This window comes from Qipengyuania atrilutea (genome assembly GCF_013370205.1).
GTDB classification, from domain to species: Bacteria; Pseudomonadota; Alphaproteobacteria; order Sphingomonadales; family Sphingomonadaceae; genus Actirhodobacter; species Actirhodobacter atriluteus.
Genome location: NZ_JABWGV010000003.1, coordinates 200,902 through 221,676 on the forward strand (window position 1 = coordinate 200,902; position 20,775 = coordinate 221,676).

At 60.4% G+C, this 20,775-nt stretch carries 19 protein-coding genes and 1 pseudogene; 8 read left to right on the top strand and 12 right to left on the bottom strand.

Annotated features, from left to right (window positions below):
• Positions 1-55: 55 nt before the first annotated feature.
• Complete coding sequence (locus HUV48_RS09155; RefSeq protein ID WP_176267512.1) at positions 56-319, top strand: DksA/TraR family C4-type zinc finger protein; 264 nt, start codon at positions 56-58, stop codon at positions 317-319.
• 6 nt (positions 320-325) lie between these two features.
• On the opposite strand, the gene ribA is transcribed toward HUV48_RS09155, so the two are convergent.
• From ribA to pabB, 7 genes are all read right to left on the bottom strand, one after another.
• Positions 326-1,456, bottom strand: coding sequence for a GTP cyclohydrolase II (gene ribA, locus HUV48_RS09160; protein ID WP_176267513.1), 1,131 nt, complete (start codon positions 1,454-1,456; stop codon positions 326-328).
• Positions 1,405-2,199, bottom strand: coding sequence for an exodeoxyribonuclease III (locus HUV48_RS09165; RefSeq protein ID WP_176267514.1), 795 nt, complete (start codon positions 2,197-2,199; stop codon positions 1,405-1,407). The genes ribA and HUV48_RS09165 overlap by 52 nt, the downstream gene beginning before the upstream one ends.
• Before the next feature lie 271 nt (positions 2,200-2,470).
• Complete coding sequence (locus tag HUV48_RS09170; protein ID WP_176267515.1) at positions 2,471-3,136, bottom strand: LolA family protein; 666 nt, start codon at positions 3,134-3,136, stop codon at positions 2,471-2,473.
• 88 nt (positions 3,137-3,224) lie between these two features.
• Positions 3,225-3,392 carry a 50S ribosomal protein L33 gene (gene rpmG, locus HUV48_RS09175; protein WP_010233410.1) on the bottom strand — a complete coding sequence of 56 codons (168 nt, stop codon included), beginning with the start codon at positions 3,390-3,392 and terminating at the stop codon, positions 3,225-3,227.
• Between the two features lie 145 nt (positions 3,393-3,537).
• On the bottom strand, positions 3,538-3,945 hold the full coding sequence (gene arfB, locus HUV48_RS09180) for an alternative ribosome rescue aminoacyl-tRNA hydrolase ArfB (protein WP_176267516.1): 408 nt from the start codon (positions 3,943-3,945) through the stop codon (positions 3,538-3,540).
• The gene (locus HUV48_RS09185; protein WP_176267517.1) at positions 3,945-4,631 is read right to left on the bottom strand and encodes an RluA family pseudouridine synthase; all 687 of its coding nucleotides are present in this window, start codon (positions 4,629-4,631) and stop codon (positions 3,945-3,947) included. Before HUV48_RS09185 ends, arfB begins: the two co-directional genes overlap by 1 nt.
• Positions 4,628-6,460 (bottom strand): aminodeoxychorismate synthase component I, encoded by a 1,833-nt coding sequence (gene pabB, locus HUV48_RS09190; RefSeq protein WP_176267518.1) that lies wholly within the window; start codon positions 6,458-6,460, stop codon positions 4,628-4,630. The genes HUV48_RS09185 and pabB overlap by 4 nt, the downstream gene beginning before the upstream one ends.
• 159 nt (positions 6,461-6,619) lie before the next feature.
• On the opposite strand from pabB, the gene HUV48_RS09195 reads away from it, so the two are divergent.
• The gene (locus tag HUV48_RS09195; protein ID WP_176267519.1) at positions 6,620-8,146 is read left to right on the top strand and encodes a helicase HerA-like domain-containing protein; all 1,527 of its coding nucleotides are present in this window, start codon (positions 6,620-6,622) and stop codon (positions 8,144-8,146) included.
• Between the two features lie 17 nt (positions 8,147-8,163).
• On the opposite strand, the gene HUV48_RS09200 is transcribed toward HUV48_RS09195, so the two are convergent.
• The gene (locus tag HUV48_RS09200; RefSeq protein ID WP_176267520.1) at positions 8,164-9,969 is read right to left on the bottom strand and encodes an aminopeptidase P family protein; all 1,806 of its coding nucleotides are present in this window, start codon (positions 9,967-9,969) and stop codon (positions 8,164-8,166) included.
• 115 nt (positions 9,970-10,084) lie between these two features.
• Between HUV48_RS09200 and HUV48_RS09205 the strand changes: the two genes are divergently transcribed.
• From HUV48_RS09205 to HUV48_RS09225, 5 genes are all read left to right on the top strand, one after another.
• On the top strand, positions 10,085-12,235 hold the full coding sequence (locus HUV48_RS09205) for a S9 family peptidase (protein ID WP_176267521.1): 2,151 nt from the start codon (positions 10,085-10,087) through the stop codon (positions 12,233-12,235).
• Positions 12,232-12,627, top strand: coding sequence for an acyl-CoA thioesterase (locus HUV48_RS09210; protein ID WP_176267522.1), 396 nt, complete (start codon positions 12,232-12,234; stop codon positions 12,625-12,627). The genes HUV48_RS09205 and HUV48_RS09210 overlap by 4 nt, the downstream gene beginning before the upstream one ends.
• Positions 12,628-13,849: 1,222 nt before the next feature.
• Complete coding sequence (locus HUV48_RS09215) at positions 13,850-14,605, top strand: ScoMcrA-related endonuclease (RefSeq protein ID WP_501037480.1); 756 nt, start codon at positions 13,850-13,852, stop codon at positions 14,603-14,605.
• Positions 14,606-14,625: 20 nt separating this feature from the next.
• Positions 14,626-15,078, top strand: a complete 453-nt coding sequence (locus HUV48_RS09220; protein WP_176267524.1) for a hypothetical protein — start codon at positions 14,626-14,628, stop codon at positions 15,076-15,078.
• A 58-nt stretch (positions 15,079-15,136) separates the two neighbouring features.
• Complete coding sequence (locus HUV48_RS09225; protein ID WP_176267355.1) at positions 15,137-15,337, top strand: hypothetical protein; 201 nt, start codon at positions 15,137-15,139, stop codon at positions 15,335-15,337.
• A gap of 1,144 nt (positions 15,338-16,481) precedes the next feature.
• On the opposite strand, the gene HUV48_RS09230 is transcribed toward HUV48_RS09225, so the two are convergent.
• The 4 genes and pseudogenes from HUV48_RS09230 to HUV48_RS14675 form a co-directional block, all read right to left on the bottom strand.
• Positions 16,482-17,390 (bottom strand): tyrosine-type recombinase/integrase, encoded by a 909-nt coding sequence (locus HUV48_RS09230; protein ID WP_318656077.1) that lies wholly within the window; start codon positions 17,388-17,390, stop codon positions 16,482-16,484.
• Positions 17,382-17,651 (bottom strand): annotated as a pseudogene (locus HUV48_RS14670) (Arm DNA-binding domain-containing protein); the annotation flags it as partial. The pseudogene HUV48_RS14670 and the gene HUV48_RS09230, both read right to left, overlap by 9 nt.
• A 418-nt stretch (positions 17,652-18,069) precedes the next feature.
• Positions 18,070-19,020 carry an MlaD family protein gene (locus tag HUV48_RS09235; protein WP_006834175.1) on the bottom strand — a complete coding sequence of 317 codons (951 nt, stop codon included), beginning with the start codon at positions 19,018-19,020 and terminating at the stop codon, positions 18,070-18,072.
• Complete coding sequence (locus HUV48_RS14675; protein WP_119511589.1) at positions 18,993-19,538, bottom strand: MarR family winged helix-turn-helix transcriptional regulator; 546 nt, start codon at positions 19,536-19,538, stop codon at positions 18,993-18,995. The genes HUV48_RS09235 and HUV48_RS14675 overlap by 28 nt, the downstream gene beginning before the upstream one ends.
• Before the next feature lie 108 nt (positions 19,539-19,646).
• On the opposite strand from HUV48_RS14675, the gene HUV48_RS09245 reads away from it, so the two are divergent.
• A complete protein-coding gene (locus tag HUV48_RS09245) occupies positions 19,647-20,774 on the top strand; it encodes an HlyD family secretion protein (protein ID WP_063511170.1) in 1,128 nt (375 codons plus the stop codon).
• Position 20,775 lies beyond the last annotated feature (1 nt).

Below are 20,775 nucleotides of genomic sequence, written 5' to 3' on the forward strand. Positions count from 1 at the left end.
GCGCGATTGGAACAAGCGGTATGGTCTGCCGGTTTTACAGATAAAGGAGAACGACATGGCTGGCGGCTGGACGCGCGACGGCGCGGTACAGGATCAGATCGACGATACGGTAAACGACGCAGTGAGCGCGGCGCGCTCCCGCATTCCGAAAGGCGAAAGCGCGGAATATTGCGATGAATGCGGCGAACCGATCCCTGAGAAGCGGCGCGCAGCCATTCCCGGCGTGCGGACCTGCGTAGCGTGTCAGTCCGCACGTGACGGAGCGGTCCGCCACTCCGCAATCAATCGCCGCGGCAGCAAGGACAGCCAGCTCCGCTGAGTAGCGTTACAGGAGAAGATGTCCGGAACGGTCGCGCTTTGTCGCGAGGTAATGTTCGTTGTGCGGATTGGCGGGAAGCTGGTGCGGCACGCGCTCGATGACCTTCACTCCGGCGTCCTCGACGGCTACGACCTTACTCAGATTGTTGGTCATCAGCCGGATTCGGTCGACCTTCATCAGTTCGAGCATCCGCGCCGAGACTGCGAAATCACGCGCTTCGTCAGGCAGGCCCAGACGCGTGTTCGCATCGACGGTATCGAATCCCTGATCCTGCAAGCGGTATGCCCTGAGCTTGTTGATGAGGCCGATACCGCGCCCTTCCTGACGCAAGTAAAGCAGGATCCCCCAGCCGCCGTTCTCCCGCGCTTCTTTGGTCATCGCCGTAAGCGCCGCATCGAGCTGCGGTCCGCAATCGCATTTGAGGCTGCCGAAGACGTCGCCGGTCAGGCATTCGGAATGTAGCCGGACGAGCGGAACCCGCTCGCCGCTGCGCTTGCCGATGACAAGCGCGGCATGCTCGCGCATATCGGACGGGCTGCGGAAGGCAATGATCTCCGCCTCTTCGGTCACCGCGACGGGAAGCCGTGCCCGTGCCGCGATGAACAGGTCGTCGTGGCTTGCCTGCGCGGCGACATCGCCAATTTCGAGGTCCAGCGGTAAGCCTGCGCTTGACGGATCGACCATGAAGGCTGGCAGGATACCGGCAACTCGTGCCAGTTCGAGCGCGGCGCGGGCGCTTCCCTCCCAATCGCACGGCAGCGCCTTGAACGGACCTTTCAAAGGATTGGCGAGGTCGCGCGCCGGGTCGGCGACCGCTTGCGCATCGACTAGGGCGAACGACTCCGCACCTCTAATCAGCGCGGGCGCATTCGGGACCGCGGCGGGCCGCTGGTTCGTCAGTTTAAGGGTGACGGCACGCGCGTCGGAGATCAGCAACAGCTCCGCGGAAACATATTCGCCTGCGCCCGTTTCGATCGGTAGAAGCACTGGCCCATCTGCAATGCGGATCGGCCAGCCGTGACGCAGCGCGTCAACCGCCTGCGCTCCCCGCCGTGCCGCGGCTTCGCGGGTGGCGGATTCCGCGCTCAGAGGTCGAATTCCGTCGTCAGCGGAACGTGGTCCGACGGCTTTTCCCAACTCCGCGCATCTTCGAGCACACTGTGCCCTATCACTTGCTTCGCCAGTTCGGGGGAGGCCCACATGTGATCGAGCCGCCGCCCGCGGTCGCCCGTCTTCCAATCCTTCGCGCGGTAGCTCCACCAGCTGTAGTAGCGTTCGGGTGCCAGAATCTGTTCGCGGCCGATGTCGCGCCAGCCGTGCGCGTCCATGAAGCGTTGCAGAGTATCCACCTCGATCGGAGTGTGGCTTACCACTTTAAGTAACTGCCTGTGGTTCCACACATCGCTTTCGAGCGGCGCGATGTTGAAGTCGCCGACGATCAGGGTAGGACGGTCGACCGCGTCGGCCCAGCGGGTCATCCGCTCGAGAAAGTCGAGCTTCTGACCGAACTTCAAGTTCGCCTCGCGGTCGGGGATATCGCCGCCCGCGGGCACGTAGACGTTCTCCACGACCATACCCTTACCGGGGCCGAGCAGTTCCACGCCGATATGGCGCGCCTCGCCATTGTCCTGCCAGTCGTGCTTGGAAAAGTCGCGAAAGGGAATGCGGCTGACCGTTGCGACGCCGTGATAGCCCTTCTGCCCGTGGACCGCGATATGCTCGTAGCCTAGCTCGCGAAAAGCCTCGAAGGGGAAGTGCTTTTCCTCCGTCTTGATCTCTTGAAGGCACAGCACGTCGGGCGCGTGTTCCTTCAGAAACTTCGCGACGATCGGCATGCGCAGGCGAACGGAATTGATGTTCCAGGTGGTAACGGAAACCATGCCATGCGCTTTAGGTATGTTGGCAGATTGCGGCAAGGCGAGCTCTTACAAAAGACGGATACGAAAAACCCCCGCTCCGGGGGCTTTGGAGCGAGGGTTCCGTTTCGCGTTCGTCACGCTTAGCATCAGGGGAAAAATTGCTGAGCCGAATAACAGGGGAACTCGGCAAAGCGCCCGTTTGCGTATTAAGATTTACCGTTAACCTGCTTGCTGGTCCCTGAATGATTTCCGATTCTCGTCGCGTCTGGAAAACGGCAGAAAGACGAGACGTTCAGCCCGGTCGGCGGGACGAGCGGCGCGGGTCGTTGAAGGTGAACGCGCTGTCAGAAACCGACGCGCCGTACTTGTGGTTGCGCAGCCGTACGGTCGTACGGTTGTTCTGTGCATCGAGGGCGACCCAATGCGTCAGCTTGAGCCCGCCGGGCGAGGCCGCATCCTTCACGAAGATTAGCGTGATGACACCGAATTCGGGGCGAGCCTTGTCGCGTACCTCGATACTGACGACGTCCGGATTGCTCGTGGCGACGACCTTGCCGTACTGCTTCACGTCGCGGTTGGGGTCGAGCAGCGCGCCAAGTGGCGACTTGCTGATCGGCCAGCGTTCGACCTGATCGACGTCATAGTCGACGAGATAGAGCGACTTGCCGTTCGACACGACGAGCATGTTCGCGCCCTTCGCATATTCGAAGCGGATCTTGCCAGGGTTCTTGAGGGTCAGCTTACCGTTGACGGTCGCGCCGTTCCGGTCGGTCTGACTGAAATCGGCGCGCATCGTCGTGATCGATCGCAGCGCATTCGCCGCACGGTCGAGCTGCTGCGAACTCTGCGCGAATGCAGGCGCTTCGGGAATCGCGACGGCCATCGGCGCACCCAGCGCCAGCAATACTGCCAGCGCGATGCGGGAGGGTTTACGAGTGATCTTGATCAAGCTGTTCATGCTCCGATAGTTACGGTCAGAGCGTTGAACCACCGGTGAACCGCAGGGGTTCCTGCCGACCCGGCGAGTAGCTGCGAAAGCCGCGGAATTACTTGATCTTGGCTTCCTTGAACTCGACATGCTTGCGCACGACGGGATCGTATTTGCGGAAGGTCATCTTTTCCGTGATGTTGCGCGGGTTCTTCTTCGTCACGTAGTAAAAGCCGGTATCGGCGGTCGAGACGAGCTTGATCTTGACGGTTGCTGGCTTCGCCATGACGGTATCCTAAAAATCTGAAAGGGGCTGACGGCCAGCCCGAAAAACATAGGGCGGCACAATCCATGCCGCCTCACCGGCGCCCGCCATTGACCGAAGGGGCGGCGCGAGTCAAGCGAATTGCACGGCTTCCGCGCGGACGCGGCTACCAGTCGACCTTGCCGCGTTTCGCCTTGACCTCGCCGCGTTCCTTCTTCGCTTTGAGCCGCTTTACCTTGCCCAGCCGGTTCACGCGCGTCTTCGCGCGCCGTTTCGGCTTCGTGTGTGCCTCGCGCAGCAGAGCCTCGAGCTTGTCGCGCGCGTCGGAGCGGTTCGCCTCCTGTGTCCGGTGGCTATTCGCGGTGATGAGAAGATCGCCCGCCGCGGTCAGCTTGCTCCCCGCAATGGCGCGTAGGCGCGCGAAAACCGGCGGCGGCAGGCGCAGCTTGTAGGCGTTGACCCGCAGTAGCACGTTCGTCGCGACCTTGTTCGCGTTCTGCCCGCCCGGTCCCGATCCGGCGGTGAACTGCTCTTCGGCGAGTGCGTGCGCGCGCGAGATGAGGTCCGGGTCCATCAGCTGTCTCGCCAGTCGTCCGGCGATATTCCGAAGCGTGCATATTGCGGCGGCAGCGGGGCGGCCGCCTCGATCGGCGGCTTTCCGTCGCGCTGGACCGTGAGTGCGCTTGCGTGCAGCATGGTGATCGATGTGCGCGGATCGGGCTGGCCATAGACGGGATCGCCGACTAGCGCCGCGCCCAGTCCTTCGAGCGCGTGGACCCTGATCTGATGTGTGCGGCCCGTCACCGGTGCAAATTCGACCAGCGTGAAGCCTTCGCCCCCTGTCAGCTTGCGCCAGTGCGTGATGGATGGCTTACCCGAAGGGTCGCCGACCATGCGCCATCCGCGCTCTTCCGAGCTTGTCTTCGACAGCGGGATGTCGATCGTACCGCTTTCTTCCGCGATCGTGCCGGCGACCAAGCCGAGGTAGCGCTTCTCGACCCGCCGATCCTCGAACGCCTTCTGGAAGCGTTTGAGCGCCTTCGGGTTGCGCGCCAGTAGCAGGCAGCCGCTCGTGTCGGTATCGAGGCGGTGAACTGGGGTAGGTTCGCGCATGAAGCCGAGGCGCAGCGCATCGAGATGCGCGGCAAGGCTGATGCCGCCCCGGCGCGGCGGATCGACCGGCAGGCCCGCGGGCTTGTCGATGACCAGCGCCTCGCCGTCCTCGAACAGGATGGACGGATGGTTTGCGCGATCGCTCATTCGCGCAGTAGCCGTGCCTTGACGAGACCGCGCAGGGCGTTCCCGATGTAGAAACTGCCGGTGAGATCGGACATGCGGACCTCTCCCTCACGCGCCTTCCCCTCCTCGAGCAAGCTATGGCGCAGCGCACCGGGCAGCAGGCCGAGCGAGGCGGTAGGCGTAACGAAAACACCGTCCTTGCCTGGCACGAAGAGGTTCGTGATCGAACCCTCGGTAACGAGACCATCGTCGCGCACGAACAGCGCCTCGTCCGCGCCGCTTCGGATCGCCACCTCACGCGCTTCGTCGTAAAAGCCGCGATCGCTCGTTTTGTGACGCAGCCGCCAATCGCCCGGATCGACGGGCAGGGGCAGCGCAATGCACTTCGCCGGCTCGTTCCAGGAGGGCAGTTCGCCCAGCGGCGTCACCTCGATCGCGATCGCACCGATCCGCGACACCCGCATGCGAATGCGGCTCGGCACGTCGAGGTCGAAGCTCATCGCCTGCAACAGGTTGCTCGCCTCGTGCCGGTCGAACGCGATGCCGAGTTCGAGTGCGCTGGTCTTCGCGCGCTTCAGATGAAACGCCAGATGCGCGATCCCGTCGTCGGGATCGAAGTGCATGGTTTCAAGCAGGTCGACGCCGGGCGCGCAGTGATGCGGCGAGCTCTTGCGCGCAAATTCGCCCTTTACGAGGCATTCGCGCCATTCGCTGTCCTCGTCGCTAGAGCCGAGAATGGCGCTGCCGACGCCGAGTACCGCCTTGCCGCGGTGGTTCTCGATCGGCGTCAGGCGCAGCGTGCGGATCGCGACGTTGAAAGCCGCGTCGCGATTCGCATCGATACGCCCGATCGCGCCGCAATAAGGACCCCGCGCATCGCGCTCCGCCTCGTCGATCAGTTCCAAGGCGCGGATCTTGGGCGCGCCGGTGATCGAGCCGCAGGGAAACAGCGCCCGCACAAGGTCTACCGGGCCATGACCTTCGGACAGCGCCGCCGTCACGCCGGTCACCATCTGGTGCACCGTCGGATAGCTTTCGATGGCGAAAGGTTCTTCGACCCCCACGCTGCCGGGCTCGGCCACGCGCGACAGATCGTTGCGTAGCAGATCCACGATCATCAGGTTTTCCGCGCGGTCCTTTTCCGAGGTGGCGAGTTCTTCGGCTAGCGCGGCGTCCTCTTCCGGATCGTCCGAGCGGGGCCGCGTGCCTTTCATCGGCTTCGCGCGGATCTTGCCGTCTTTGAGCGAGACGAACAGTTCCGGCGAAAGGCTGAGGAGCCAGTGCGACCCGTCGAAGATCAGCCCGCCGTAACCGGCCCGCGCCGCCGGACGCAGCGTGCGGTAGAGCGCGAGCGGATCGCCGGTGTAACCGCCGGCCAGCGGCAGGGTGTAATTGACCTGGTAGATATCGCCGCTGCGGATCGCCTGCTTCAGTCTGGCGATGGCCGAGCGGTACTCAGCGATGCCGACCTGCGGTTCAAGCGGGCCGAGCGAGGGCCGAAGCGCGCCTTTCGCCGCATGATCGTCCAGCCACGCGGATACGTCGGCGGCAGGAATGCGCTGCGGCTCTTCGAACAGGCCGAACCAGACGAGCGGACCGCTCGCCCCGGTCCGCCGCGGGGCAAGCGGCATGAGCCGTTCTTCCAGCGCTAGCCCTGCTTCATAGGCAATATAGCCTGCAAGCGATCCGCCGTTCTCGCCGAGCGCGGCGTAAGCCTCATCGAGGATGCGGACGACCTCGTCGGGGCGGCGTGCGACGAAAACGCGCGACGGCTTCGTGTAAAGCAGCGCATCGCTGGCGCCGCTCGCACGGGCGTCGTCCAGCAATACCATCGGGGCGTCCACAGCCATCCGAACTGCCATAATGCGCCCTCGCGGAATTGGAACAGGCAAATGCCCCGCCGACCGTTCCTGCCAGGCATGGCGCGCTTCCCGCACCTTGCCGCTTGACCCGCGGACCGGCGTTGCGCCAGTGAACGCGGCGGACAGCAAAGCGGTCGGGGACGGGCAATGACGGATATTTTCTTGGGTCTGGGCGAGAACGGGGGGCGGCAGACGCTCGACCTGTCGCGGGCGAACCGCCACGGTCTGATCGCCGGCGCGACCGGAACCGGGAAGACGGTAACGCTGCAAGGGCTCGCGGAAAGTTTCTCCGCCGAAGGTGTCCCGGTGTTCGTGGCGGACGTGAAGAGCGATCTGTCGGGTATCGCCATGCCGGGTTCACCGACGTTCAAGCACGCGGGAAGCCTGGAAAAGCGCGCGGAGGAACTGGGCATGGAGGACTATGCCTATTCCGACAATCCGGTGGTGTTCTGGGATCTTTACGGAGAGCAGGGCCACCCCATCCGCACCACGGTCAGCGAGATGGGTCCGCTCCTGCTGTCCCGGTTGCTCGATCTCAACGAAACGCAGGAGGGCGTACTGCAGATCGTCTTCCGCTATGCCGACGACAACGGCCTGCTGCTGCTGAACTTCGCGGATCTTCATGCCATCCTGCTGTTCGCCGCGCAGAACGCCAAGGAGCTGTCCGCACGGTACGGTAATGTTTCGAAACAGTCGGTCGGCGCGATCCAGCGCCAGCTTTTGAGCTTCGAGGCGCAGGGCGCGGACCGCTTCTTCGGCGAACCTGCGCTCGAGATGAACGACTTCATCCGCACCGATGAGAACGGGCGCGGCATCGTCAACGTACTGGCGGCGGACCGGCTTATGCGCTCGCCCAAGCTCTACGCGACCTTCCTGCTGTGGCTACTGGCCGAATTGTTCGAAACGCTGCCCGAGGTCGGCGATCCGGAAAAGCCTAAGCTCGTGTTCTTCTTCGACGAGGCACACTTGCTGTTCGACGATGCGCCCAAGGCTCTCGAAGACAAGATCGAGCAGGTCGTCCGCCTGATCCGCTCCAAGGGTGTGGGTGTCTATTTCGTGACGCAGAACCCGATCGACATTCCCGAGGAGGTGGCGGGCCAGCTCGGCAACCGGGTGCAGCACGCGCTGCGTGCCTTCACGCCGCGCGACACGAAGGCGATCAAGGCCGCCGCCGACACCTTCCGGATCAATCCCGACCTCGACGTGGAGGAGGCGATTACCGAGCTTCGCGTCGGCGAGGCGCTGGTCAGCACCCTGATGGCCGACGGCGCGCCGTCGGTCGTGCAGCGCACGCTGATCAAGCCGCCGCGCAGCCGCCTTGGCCCGGTTACGGCGAAGGAACGCGCGATCATCCAGTCGGTCAGCGCGCTCGAGGGAAAGTACGACGAGGAAGTGGACCGCGAAAGCGCCGCCGAAATCCTCGAAGCGAAAGCCGCCGATGCCCAAGCGACCGCGCAAGAGGTCGCCAAGAATGGCCGCGAGGAAGTCGAGAAGCGCGAGCGCAAATCGCCCTCGCTATGGGAAAAGGCGGGCAAGGGCGCGGCGCGCGCGGCGGCGGGATCGGTCGCTTCGATCGCGGTTGCCGCCGTGCTCGGCAAGAAATCGAGCGCCGATCCGATCCGCACCGGCGCCACCGCCTTCGTGCGCAACATCCTAGGCGGATTGATGCGCTAGGCGCTAAACCGGCGAGATCAGAGCGGCAGGCATTCCCGTTCGAGCCATTCGAGGTCCGCTCCATCGAGCTGCGGTGCGAGAGTTTCGCGCACCTCTGCGTGATAGTCGTTCCACCACTGAATCTCGGTCGGCGTCAGCATCGACTTCTCGACCAGCCTGCGGTCGAGCGGAACCAGCGTCAGCGTTTCGAAGGCGAGATATTTGCCTTCCGAACCCTCGATCTGCGCATCGACGCACAGCACCAAATTCTCGATCCGGATGCCGTATTCGCCGGCCTTGTAGTAGCCCGGCTCGTTCGACAGGATCATACCTTCGCGAAGCGGCGTTTCCGTGCCGGGAAATGCGCCGCCGGGCTTGGAAATGCGCTGCGGCCCCTCGTGCACGGAGAGGTAGCTGCCGACGCCGTGGCCGGTGCCGTGGCCGTAATCGACGCCTGCTTTCCACAGATGAATGCGCGCCAGCGCGTCGAGTGCGCCGCCGGTCGTCTCGTCCGGGAAGGTCGCCAGCGCCAGTTCGATGTGACCTTTTAGGACGCGGGTGTTGCGGTCGATCATTTCCGCTGTCGGCTCGCCGGGACCGACCCAGACGGTGCGCGTTATGTCGGTCGTGCCGTCGAGATACTGACCGCCCGAATCGCACAGATAGATGCTGGACGGCGGGATCGGGATGTTGCTGTCCTCGTCCACCTTGTAGTGCGGCAGGGCGGCATGGCCCGCAGCGGCGCTGATCGTGTCGAAGCTCGTGTCTTTGAGGTCTGCGCTGAGTCCGCGGAACTCGCGCAGCTTGGCGGCGGCGCCGAGCTCGTCCACCTCGCCCGAGGGCGCGTTCTCTTCGATCCAGCGCAGATACTTGACCATCGCCGCTCCGTCGCGGGCCTGCGCGTCGCGGTGGCCTTGCTGTTCTTCGGGCGTTTTGATTGCCTTGGGCAGTACGGCAGGGTCGGCATCGTGCACGACCTTCGCGCCGCCTTGCTCGAGCGCGCGGCAGATGCCCGCCACCGCGTGTTTCGGATCGACCGCCACGGTCTTGCCCTTGAGGCTCGCCAGCGCCGGTTCGAAGTCGCTCCGCTCGCGCACGCTGACCGCATTGCCTAGGTGCTTGGTCAGTTCGGGAGTCACCTTCTCGGGCGCGATGAACAGTTCCGCCGTGCCGTCGGCATGGGCGAGAATATAGGACAGCGCGACCGGCGTATTCGCGATGTCCGCGCCGCGCATGTTGAGGACCCAGGCGACGGAATCGAGCGCGGTTATGACCGTCGCATCGTAGCCTTCTTCCTTGAGCCAGTCGGCGATCTCGGCGCGCTTGTCCGCGCTGGAACGTCCGGCGAAGCGGTCCTCGTGCGGAACCGCGACCGCGCCGCTCGGTTCGGGGCGGTCGGCCCAGACAGCATCGATCGGATTGCCGTCCACCGCGACGAGTTCGATGCCCTTCTTGGCGAAGAGCTTCTCCGCCTCTTCCGCCCATTCGACGCCGTGCAGCCATGCATCGTAGCCAATGCGAGCGCCTTTCGCGGCATTGGCGGCGATCCACTTGGCGGGCGAGGTCTTGGGCACATCCTCGTAGTCGTAAAGCTTGCCGTCGACCTGCTCGCGCACCTGCACAGTGTAGCGCCCGTCGGTGAACATCGCGGCCTTGTCCTTCAGCACGACCGCGCTGCCCGCGCTCCCGCCGAAGCCGGTGAGCCATTGAAGGCGCTGCGCGTAGGAGCCAACGTATTCGCTCATGTGCTCGTCCGAAATGGGCACGACGAAACCGTCGAGGCCGCGCTTTTCGAGTTCGGTGCGGAGCGCATCGAGGCGCGCTTCGTGGGTCTGCATCAGCATATCATCGATCCTAATCTGGCGTTTGCGCGGTGCGCTGGTAAAAGCGGGGCCGCAACGTTAATTCCATGCCTTCATACATAGCAGCTGCGGGCCGCTTTCAACAGGGATACTCGCCGTGAAACTTGCAAGCCTTGCCGCATGGGCAATCCTGTCCGCGGCGGCCGCCGCCCCGGCAGCAGCACAATCTTCCAGGGACCAGACCGACTTGACCGACACAAACGCCGCTCCGCCCGTCGCCGAGAAGCGCGACTACGAATACACGCGCCACGGCATCACGATTTCCGATCCGTATCACTGGATGAAGGACCCGTCGTACCCGACGATCGACGACGAGGATGTACTGAACCACCTCAAGGCAGAGAACGCCTATTTCGAAGCGAAGATGGCGCCGCACCAGGCGCTCATCGACACGCTCTTCGAAGAGATGAAGGGCCGCGTCAAAGAGGATGACAGCTCGGTTCCGCAGAAGGACGGCGACTATCTTTACTGGACCGAGTTCGAGGAAGGTAAGGAATACCGCCTGTGGTACCGCCGCCCGGTAGCAGGCGGCGAGCGCGAGCTCATGCTCGACGAGAACGCGCTGGCCGAAGGGAAGGAATATTTCCGCCTCGGCGCGATCTCGGTCAGCAACAACGACAAGCTGCTCGCCTATTCCTACGACGACAACGGGTCGGAGCGTTTCCTCGCCCGGATCAAGAACCTCGAGACCGGTGAGCTTCTGGAGGACGAGATACCCGAGACGCTGTCCGGCCTCGTATGGGTCGCGAACGACAGCGCACTCGTTTATGGCAAGGCGAACGAGAACTGGCGCGTGGACAACGCGCGCCTGCACCGGCTCGGCACGCCCGTGTCCGAAGATGTCGAAATTTACAAGGAGGCTGACGAGGGCTTCCGGGTCGGCACGGGCCTCAACGCGCAGGAGGACTGGCTGGTTATCGCCACCGGCGACAACGAGACGAGCGAAGTCCGGCTCGTGCGGGCTGACGATCCGACCGGCGAGCAGATCCTCGTGAAGCCGCGGCAGAAGGGCGTGGAATACAGCGTCGATGTGCGCGACGATGAGATCTTCGTCTACACCAATGACGAGCATGTGAATTTCCGCCTCGCCCGCGCGCCCCTGTCCGCGCCCGGCGACTGGCAGACGGTCATTCCCGGATCGGACGCATTCTACCTGACCGGGTTCGACCTGTTCAAGGATTTCTACGTCACCGAAGGCCGCCTCGAAGGGCTCGATCAGGTACAGATTCGCTCCTACGGCGATGCGTCGCAGGTGAAGCCCATCGCCTTTCCCGAAGCGAGCTACTCCACCGGCCTCGGAAACAATTCCGAATACGACGTCGACAAGCTGCGGCTGAGCTACGAGAGCATGGTCACGCCCGCCACGGTCTACGACTACCACCTTGCGACCGGCGAGCTTGAAACGCTGAAGGTTCAGGAAATCCCGAGCGGCTACGACGCGGACCTCTACAAGACGGAGCGGCTGACGGTCACCGCGCGCGACGGGACCAAGGTTCCGGTCAGCGTCGTGATGCGGAAAGACCGGCCGATGGGCGGTCCGCTGCACCTTTATTCCTACGGCGCTTACGGCATCGCGACCGAGCCGCGCTTCTCCACCAGCGTCCTCAGCCTCGTCGATCGCGGCGTCGCCTATGCCAATGCACATATCCGGGGCGGCGACGATCTGGGCCGCAACTGGTATCTGCAAGGCAAGCTTAACGAGCGGACCAACACCTTCAACGACTTCGTCGACGTCGCGAAGGGACTGATCGCCGAGGGCTATACCGACAAGGGCAAAATCAGCATTTCGGGCGGCAGCGCGGGCGGCGAACTCATGGGCGCGGTCATCAACACCGATCCTGAGCTATGGGGCGCGGTCGCGGCGCATGTCCCCTTCGTCGATGTCTTGAGTACCATGCTCGACGAAAGCCTGCCGCTGACGCCGGGCGAATGGCCCGAATGGGGCAATCCGATCGAGAGCAAACAGGCCTTCGCCTATATCCTCAGCTACTCGCCCTACGATCAGGTGGTTGCCCAAGACTATCCGCCGATGCTGGTCACCGCCGGCCTCAACGATCCGCGCGTTACCTATTGGGAGCCGGCGAAGTGGGTCGCGAAGCTGCGCGAATACAAGACCGACGACAACACGCTGCTGCTCAAGACCAACATGGGCGCGGGCCACGGGGGCAAGTCGGGCCGCTTCCGCAGGCTCTACGAGCAGGCGGAGGAATTCGCGTTCCTGCTGACGCAGCTCGGGGTCGAGGATTGAGCGCCAGCTACTCGCGCAGCTTCACCGCCGAGGCCGAGCACATCGACGAACTCGGCCACGTGAACAACACGGTGTGGCTCGCGTGGGTGCAGGACATGGCGACCGAGCACTGGAACGCCGTCGCCGCGCCCGAGCACCGCGCGGCCTTCGTCTGGGTCGTGACCCGGCACGAGATCGACTACCGCGGCAACATAGGCGAGGGCGAGCGGGTGGAGGCGACGACCTACATCCCCGACCCGCCGCGCGGCGCCCGCTTCGACCGCTGCGTCGACTTCCGAGATGAGGGCGGCAAAGTCATCGTCTCCGCGCGGAGCACTTGGGCGATGATCGACCGCGATACCGGCCGCCTGACCCGCATCAGAGACGACCACGCCGCGCCGTTTTTGGATTAACGGCTAGGCCAGCCTTTGCGAGGCCTCGAAATATTAGTTTCGTAGTCATAACCGCGGCATTGTCCGCTTCGATTTCAAGCGCCGTCCGGCAACCGGGGGAATGACCTAAATTGGGTTCGGATTTGTCTGTCCACTAGTCTCCAGGATTGGGGTGGTTAGCGGACTAGAGCATCTCAGCTCAAAGGGTGATCAGGAGTAGTTCTCTGCCACCTTGTGGGACGCCCACAAAAGTATCGGGCACCCCGACCACCTCGTAGATATCATACGACTTATCGGCCGATGATATCGTCTCAAAGTATGCGAAGGTTAGATCATAGTCGACGTTAATTTGTGAAGAGACTGCGCTGGCGTGTTCGTATGGAAAAGTGGGCTTAGGCGAAGCGACGACCTTAGACGCTTCCGCATAGAGCGATGAACGCATCGAAATCTGTTGAAACTTAGCGGTCTGACCGGGAGCCTCTTGTTTCGAACATGACGCAGTAAACACTGTCGAGATGAGTAGAGCTGCTGCAAATCCTCGCCGAATTTTTGGGTAAAGCCCTTTATCCGAGTGCATTCGAGTAGCTTATAGGCTTTGATCCTTAGGTCGACAATTTCCGTAGTCGGGTCGCTAGTTGCTGGTCTGCTCCTGGCATGTCTCCAACTCGGTAAGAGCGTCACGAGATGCGGGTGGTTAGCGGTCACTACTTCATGGAGCTCATCGCCGCCGCGAAATGAACTACAGGGCATTTAGCGCGTGACGAGCATGGACCTGTAAGGTGAACGAACCTAGGCCACTCCTACTTATTTGGGCTAGGAGTTCGCCCTCTTTGTCGTTAATTCGAAGCTTGGCGTTCATATCGAGTGGGATGGCGATAGACTCGCTGCCGAGCTCCTCAAAATCGGGATAATTTCCTGCGTATATGCCGAAGCGCTCTCCGTTCCACTCGACCTGATATAAATTGAAGTCCTCGACCTCTTGTTTGCCGAGCAAACTAGATTGCGAAGGCAGGCAGAACGTTTCGGCGCACTTCTTCGGGTCTTCGGCACCGCAAGCGGATTGCCCTGAAGCCTGTCGAGCGTGCCCTCGCTTGCCTCGATCTGTTCGAGTTCCAGGCGGCGAGATTTCATTACGTGCCGCTCCTCAGTACACCCTCCCGGCTCGAAAATCAGGCAAGTAGTCGAAGATGCGGCTGGATCAACACGAAGAAATTTGGAACAGTCATACGGGAGTGTATCGTTGGTGACTGAAAACGAGTTCAAAAAATGGATGGCGGGTGAGGGACTGGCACTCAGCTCGATTTCGACGCGTATCTCTGATCTTAGGCGGGTAGAAAGGCATTTCGGCGACCTTGACACCGCTTACGACAAGGATGGCTGCGCCACCATCTTCGAAAAGCTTAGCTATACTGCAGCCGATCAAACAGCGGGCAAACCCAACCCTTCTGGGATTGAGATCGAAGGCAGCCTTTATGAAGGCCTGTCAGGCTACAAGTCATCGCTTGCGGCTTATGTGCGCTTTAGGAACAGCGAAACCGAAGGATCTGACACAGGCATACTAACGCGCGCAGCCGTCCTTGCTGCGATACGCGAATGCAAGGAGCTCGGGACTGGGACGTTTCTCAACAAGCATAAGTTCAGGCGGCCCAGAACCTACTGGATTGCTGAGAATGAGACTTTCTACCCGTGCAAAGCTATAGCTAACGTCGCTCTGCGGGCAGTTGAAGGAGCCGATACCCAGATACGTGACGCCACCCGTTCGCGCGAACTCATATCGCGTCTGGGGTTTAGGGTGGTCGACAGTCTGGATGAAAGGCTCGACCCAGCCGAGTTTGAGCGGCTCAAACAACGCTTTCTCAGCAAATTCTCTGACTTTGAGCGTTTGGGTTTTGGCGCGAGCGAAGGCGGATACTTCGATGAGGAACGCGGTTATAAGGATGCATTGCTTGAAAAAGACAGGCGGCGCTGGAAGATAGTTCCCTGTCCGAACAAGAACTAGGCGGACGCTTTCTTGATACCTTGACCGGACCGCAATCAGGACTTCTCGGTTGGCGCACCGATGCACGGGTTAAAAACCTTCGCGCCAGCCACCCAGGAAAATTAGAAGCCGAGGCCGGAAGCCTGATCCTGTCCGATGACGATCCGGCCATAGCGCTTAATCGCTTCGTACAAGCCGCCTGGCCCATCCTCAGCCAGGGCCAGGACAAAAGTCAGCCATACAGTGAGAGCCGCAATATTCCCTCGATGCTGCTGGCCCTTGCGCAACCCACGGAGGCGATGGGAATTAACACAGAGCCAATGTGGCGCGCAGGAAGGGCGCTAACGGGTAAAACTACGTTCGGAAACAATCCTCTAAACGAGGGTGAATATTCAGAGGTCCTCGACCTTGCCAAGGCGCTGTTCGCTAAATTCGGAATGGGGTTGGCAGCCGCGCGATCTCTGGGACGTCCAGGGGTTCATTTGGGTCGTTAGAGAAAGCCAGGACACAGCCCAGCCTAGTAATGCTTCGGATCACGATGAGACAATGCACATGCCCAGACCTACCAATCTCATTCTCTACGGCCCTCCCGGAACCGGGAAGACCTACCGGACCGCGCACGAAGCCGTGCAACTTTGCGACGGCTCGGCTCCAGACGACCGCACCCAACTGAAAGCGCGCTACGATACTCTTGTCGAGGCAGGACAAATAGCCGAGACTGGATGGTATTTCTTAAGACCTTCCAGTGCTTGAGCAAAGCGGGTTGAGGCCGCTCGACTGGGTTGGAAAAAATGAACAAAAATGAGCAAGAATTCGAAACTGGACCGTTCCGAGAGCGATCTCTGATAGGGCGGATTTACCGAACCGATGAATTAGAGGAGCTGCCGACCCACCTATTTCGATTGAGATCGACGGCTTAGATGAGCGTTGTTTGGAGTCTCATGCTAAGCTGAAAGCTACGGCTCGTTCCTTTTGGATCGAAGTGCGGTGGATGGGTTCGGACTCATTCGCTTTGAAATCACGGCGAATGATTTTTCCCGTAAAGTCCAAATTGATCCCACATCTGGAACTTGGTTCGCTGTCACGAGATACTGTAGGGCTCGGTTGGCCGGTCGACCATGCTCAATTGACTACTCGAGGTTACACGGTCGCTTCTTCCGGATTTATCGCGGGCATTTAATACATAGCTGATGATGGCGACCCGACGCCTCAACCAATTGGGGCCAGCGTAGCTTCCCGCCGGCGAGTTCGCCAAGTCGCATTGAATGGCGGCTTGATTCCACACGCAGCAACACTTCGCGGCCTTCGTCGCAAGGCAGTGTGGATGAGGGGCTGCCCCACCAACGCGCTAGTGAGAGATGTTGGTCAAGCCAGTTTCATTTCACTACAAAACGACATTGGTCACTCTCTTTGCCATTTTGATGCTGGCTGGCCTGTGACGTTCAATGCTCACACTGCGCCACATCTGAGTTCCGTTAATCCCAGATCTGCCCCTGTCATCCTTTCACACTGGGATTGGGATCAACTCCATGGATTCTACATCTTTCCGCAGCTCCAAAAGAAACCTTGGTTTGCTCCCATTCAACATGGCGATACCGGGCTGGAACGCTCACGTCGAGACTGGGGCGAACGAGGAGGGTCGCTATGTCGACTTGCGCCGGCCCATGATTGTGGCGTTTGGAGTCTCGCTAGCAACTGAACAAAGGTCCGCTTCTCGCGCCGCGGCGCCTAGAAGCGGACTGGCTGGAGACGGCCCAAATTCGGACTGCAGTGGTTTGCGGGTCCCTTCGGTTCGCAGACCAAATGAATGTTATGGATTAACTCAGCTTCAACGGCGTGAAATCGGCGCTCAAAGCTATGGCAAAGAGGTTTTCAGTTTATCTAGATAATTTGACCATCACTGAGCCATTTTGACTCTCTCGTCCCAATGCTCGCCGCGATGATAGATGCCTCGAACGACATTAGTGTCTTTATGGGCCAAAGCTCGCTCGACTGCATCGGCGCTCCACTTGCCGCTTTCATTGAGCAACGTTGATGCAGTCGAGCGAAAACCATGTCCGGTCATTTCGGTCCCTTGATAACCTAACCACCGTAATGCTTGGTTGACTGTGTTTTCGCTAATCGGGCGGCCACGCGCATGGAGGGACGGGAAAACCAGGTTGCTGTTGCCATGAATGGCAGCCAACTCATTGAACATTTCACAAACCTGGCTCGACAATGGCACCCTATGAGCTTTGCGCGCTTTCATTCGACCCGCAGGAATCAACCATTCAGCTTTCGCCAAATCCAATTCTTGCCATTCATCAAGACGCAGCTCGCCTGGACGTACGAACACATGTGGTAGAATTCTGAGAGCATAGCGGCTTGAAGGAAACCCGTCGAACTCATCAATGGCACGCAACAACTTTCCAAGATCAACTGGGTTGGTAATTGCCGCGTACTGACGGGTGACCGGCGCGACCAATGCTCCGCGTAATGGATGAGCGGGATCGGCGCTACAGCGCCCAGTTATCACTGCATATTGGAAGACTCGGCTAGCAAATGATCGCGTCTTTTTCGCTGTCTCTCGGTGGCCTCGCTTTTCAATTTTTTTAAGTGCGGCCAAAAACTCTAGCGAGCTAATTTCATCAATCGGACGGTTTCCGATCGTCCCTGATAGAAGAGCCAGAAACCATCGAGATTTCTTGATAGTTGACGAAGCTAGTCCTTCTTCCTCGCGCTTCACGACGAATTCGTTGGCGACGTCTTCAAACAAGTTGTTGCCACGAAATTGCGCTGCGAGCTTCTCCTCACGCTTTTGCTGCACCGGGTTTTCTCCCCGAGAAAGAGCTAGCTTCGTTGCATCACGTCTCTCCCGAGCTTCTCGAAGCGAAACAACCGGGAACGCACCGTAAGAAAGCTTTTGCTCGCGTCCGTTGATCCGCAGCTAATGTTTCCAAAGTTTAGAACCATTTGGACGAACCAACAGATACAATCCGCCACCGTCCGATAGCTTATATTCCTTATCTCGTTGACTTGCTTGCTTTATTCCAAGGTTCGTTAGCGGCATTGGGGGCCCCGTTCGCATTTTTCCCGCTGTTCAAGCCCACCTTTGGGGGGCGGGCCCCCAGGAAGGCCCCGAGTAGATCGCGAATTCTGACGAACAAAGCCGAATGCCGACGACCGATCGAGGGCAGGAAAATGGCAGAAATTAGGGGTTTAGGCAACCGTTCGTGAACACCAGCGAACGGGTTGATGGTGCCAGAAGAGGCATCACATTCGAACTTCTTTTCCGTTTAATTTCTGATGTTTAGATATTTCGGTCAAGCTGAAAAGCCCGCAAAAGGCCCGCAAAATCCCTCTAATGTATTGGTTCGATGCCTTTTTTAGGACTCGGAATTTCAATTTCAAACTTGACCGCGGAGTAGGTCGTTATCCGCTTTGCGCTCCAATCTCCGCTATTCTACGGGCTGCGCGCTCTGCCCGGAAGCAGTCATCCGTTCGGTTTACTTTAAATCATCGATATTCGTTCCAGCTTCTCTTCTTTTTGGCCGATAGTCTGGGAGGGGAGGATTTGATGTAATTCCCTCAACCTGAATATCTTCGATTTTTTCACTGAGAGGAGCAAGTTCGCGACTAAGCTCGCGAAGGTCCGTTTCACCTTCAACCAAAGAATCTTCGACCGCCGGAATGCCACTCCTTATCTGGGAAAGTTTGTTTTCAGCGTTCTGCACCCCCTCCCTGAATTGGCGAAGGCGTCGTTGCGCGATAGCAGAAGCGCTCCGCCCTGAGATCCGCCGATCTGCATCTCGAAGATTATTTCCCCATCCACCAACCCTTTGCCCTAAGTCTAACAATCTTCCTTTTGTTGAGGCCAATCGTTCGTCCCAACCTTCGGCGTCCGATGCGAGTGCGGCCGTCGTGACTCGAAGCCGGACAAGATCGGAGGTGATCACCCGTTGCTTTTCTGGCTCCAGTCCTTCGTTCAGAGCGCGAATGCTATTTGCCACGGTCTCTACAGTGGCGGTCGCATCCCTCCCCAATAGTCCGGTTTCGTCCGCGGCGGGAATGATCTTTTTTCCTGACTTGTCGGTGTAAATGCCCTGACGACCCCGTCGGCCCTCGAGCACGAGCGCAGCCTCTCCAGTTATCAGATCCGTGCTGATTGTCGCTTCAAGGCCGTGGACTTTCGCCGCAGAAGGATCGAGAGTCAGAACAACGACCACGTTTTCCGGTTCATTTTCCGCCAGACGGACCGATGTTACCTGTCCCACAGGGACTCCCGATAGTGTTACAGTCGATCCCGACTGAAGGCCTTCCACGGAGCGATCAAACTTGATCTGATATGTTTCCTGATTTGGTCTGGGATCGATTAGCCACATCGCGAAAGCGATGGTCGTAAGCATCAGAATGCCAACGATCCACGCCACTAGGGAGAAGTTTGCGTTAGTTTCCATCTAGCACGCCGCCAGCGGTTTGTTCGTCCGGCAGAGGGCCGGTGCAATGAAAGTTCGCGTCCCGCATGCTCCATTCGGTTGTCCGCTATAGAACATGACCGAGGTTCGTCCCCTGGCGCAATCGCCACGAGCGGGGCATCCGGGCGCGTCGAATGTGTTTTGGTTTGAGATCGGCCTAGTCCCAACACGGGCGTGATGCCGCCCCGCCCGTGGCGACCGAATATTGCTATGACTTGCGCAAGCCGCGTCCGGTCACTCAAGCGCGAAGGCGTCATGTCTTCCAGGCCGCTGCTGGAGGATGTGATTTCAAGTCTCCTGGCGATGTCCGTCTGGTTCAGGGCAGGAGCTCTGATGAGCTGCGCCAACACACGCCACTGCGTACGATTGAGGCTCAGCGGCTGTGCTCGGTCATCGAATGCCTTGCGCGCGGCGCGGCTGATCTGGTCCATCATGAAGATCGCTCGATCATCGTGGGTGATGACATTGTCGAGTGCGAGAGTGCCCTCATCTTCTGGCATGAGACATTCCTATCGATCGGAGAAAAATAGTAAAGGACTTTCGCATTTTGTTTTGGCCGCTATATCGCTCGCGCAGCGGCTCAAACGATGGCGAGGAGCGAAATAATCATGGCGGACGAGACAGCAGGGGCTAGCGATGAAGGCGCACGTCCGACGGGGTTGTCCAGTCCGCGGGTCCGGCTGGGTCTGCTGATCGCCGGCATTCTGGTCCTGCTCGCCGGGAGCTACTGGTATTACAATCATCAGACGTACGGCAGATTCCAGCAGTCCACCGACAACGCTTATATTGCCGCCGACAGCGTCATCATCTCCCCCAAAATTGCGGGCTACGTCGAGCGCGTATTAGTGACGGAGAATCAAACGGTCGCGTCGGGCGATGCACTTGTCCAGCTGGACGTGCGAGATTATCGTGCCCAAACGAACCAGGTCGAAGCCCAGATCGCCGCGTCGCTCGCCGGAGCAGATACGGTACGCGCCCAGCAACAAGAGCAGGACGCGGCAATTGCCCAGGCCCGTGCACAGCTCGCAGCAGCATCTGCACAGGCTGGTCTCGCTGCTGAGCAGGTTGTCCGGTACCGCCCCCTTGCCGCTTCGGGAGCGGAGCCGCGCGAGAGGCTCGATCAGCTGGAGGCCCAGGCCAGAGAAGCGCAGGCTCAAGTCGCGGCAGCGCGCGCCGCGCTCACGGCGGCACAGCGCCGACAGAACACGCTTAGCGAGCAGATAGACCAGGCCAATTCGCAAGCCAACGCCGCTCGTGCGCAACTCGAGGCCGCCCGTCTGAACCTGTCATCGACCACGCTCCAGGCCAGTATTTCCGGGCGGGTGGGTGACCTCACGGTCCGACCTGGACAATTTGTCCAGCCTGGCCAACGCCTTATGAGCCTCGTACCGACCGACCGCCTCTACGTGACAGCAAATTTCAAGGAAACGCAGCTCGGACTTGTCCGCCCGGGGCAACCCGTCACCTTGGAAATCGACGCGCTGCCGGACCTCGAGCTATTAGGAAGAGTGGAAAGCATCGCCCCCGGGACCGGGGCAGAATTCTCGATCCTACCTCCGCAAAACGCGACGGGTAATTTCACCAAGATCGTTCAGCGCGTCCCGGTGCGCATATCCATTCAGGCTTCGCCCGAGATCCTGCGTCTGCTGGTGCCGGGCATGTCTGTTGTCGCGAGTGTCGATACGCGCGCCGCTAGAGACCAACTCGATTCGATCCGCAACGCGGCCGGAGACTGAC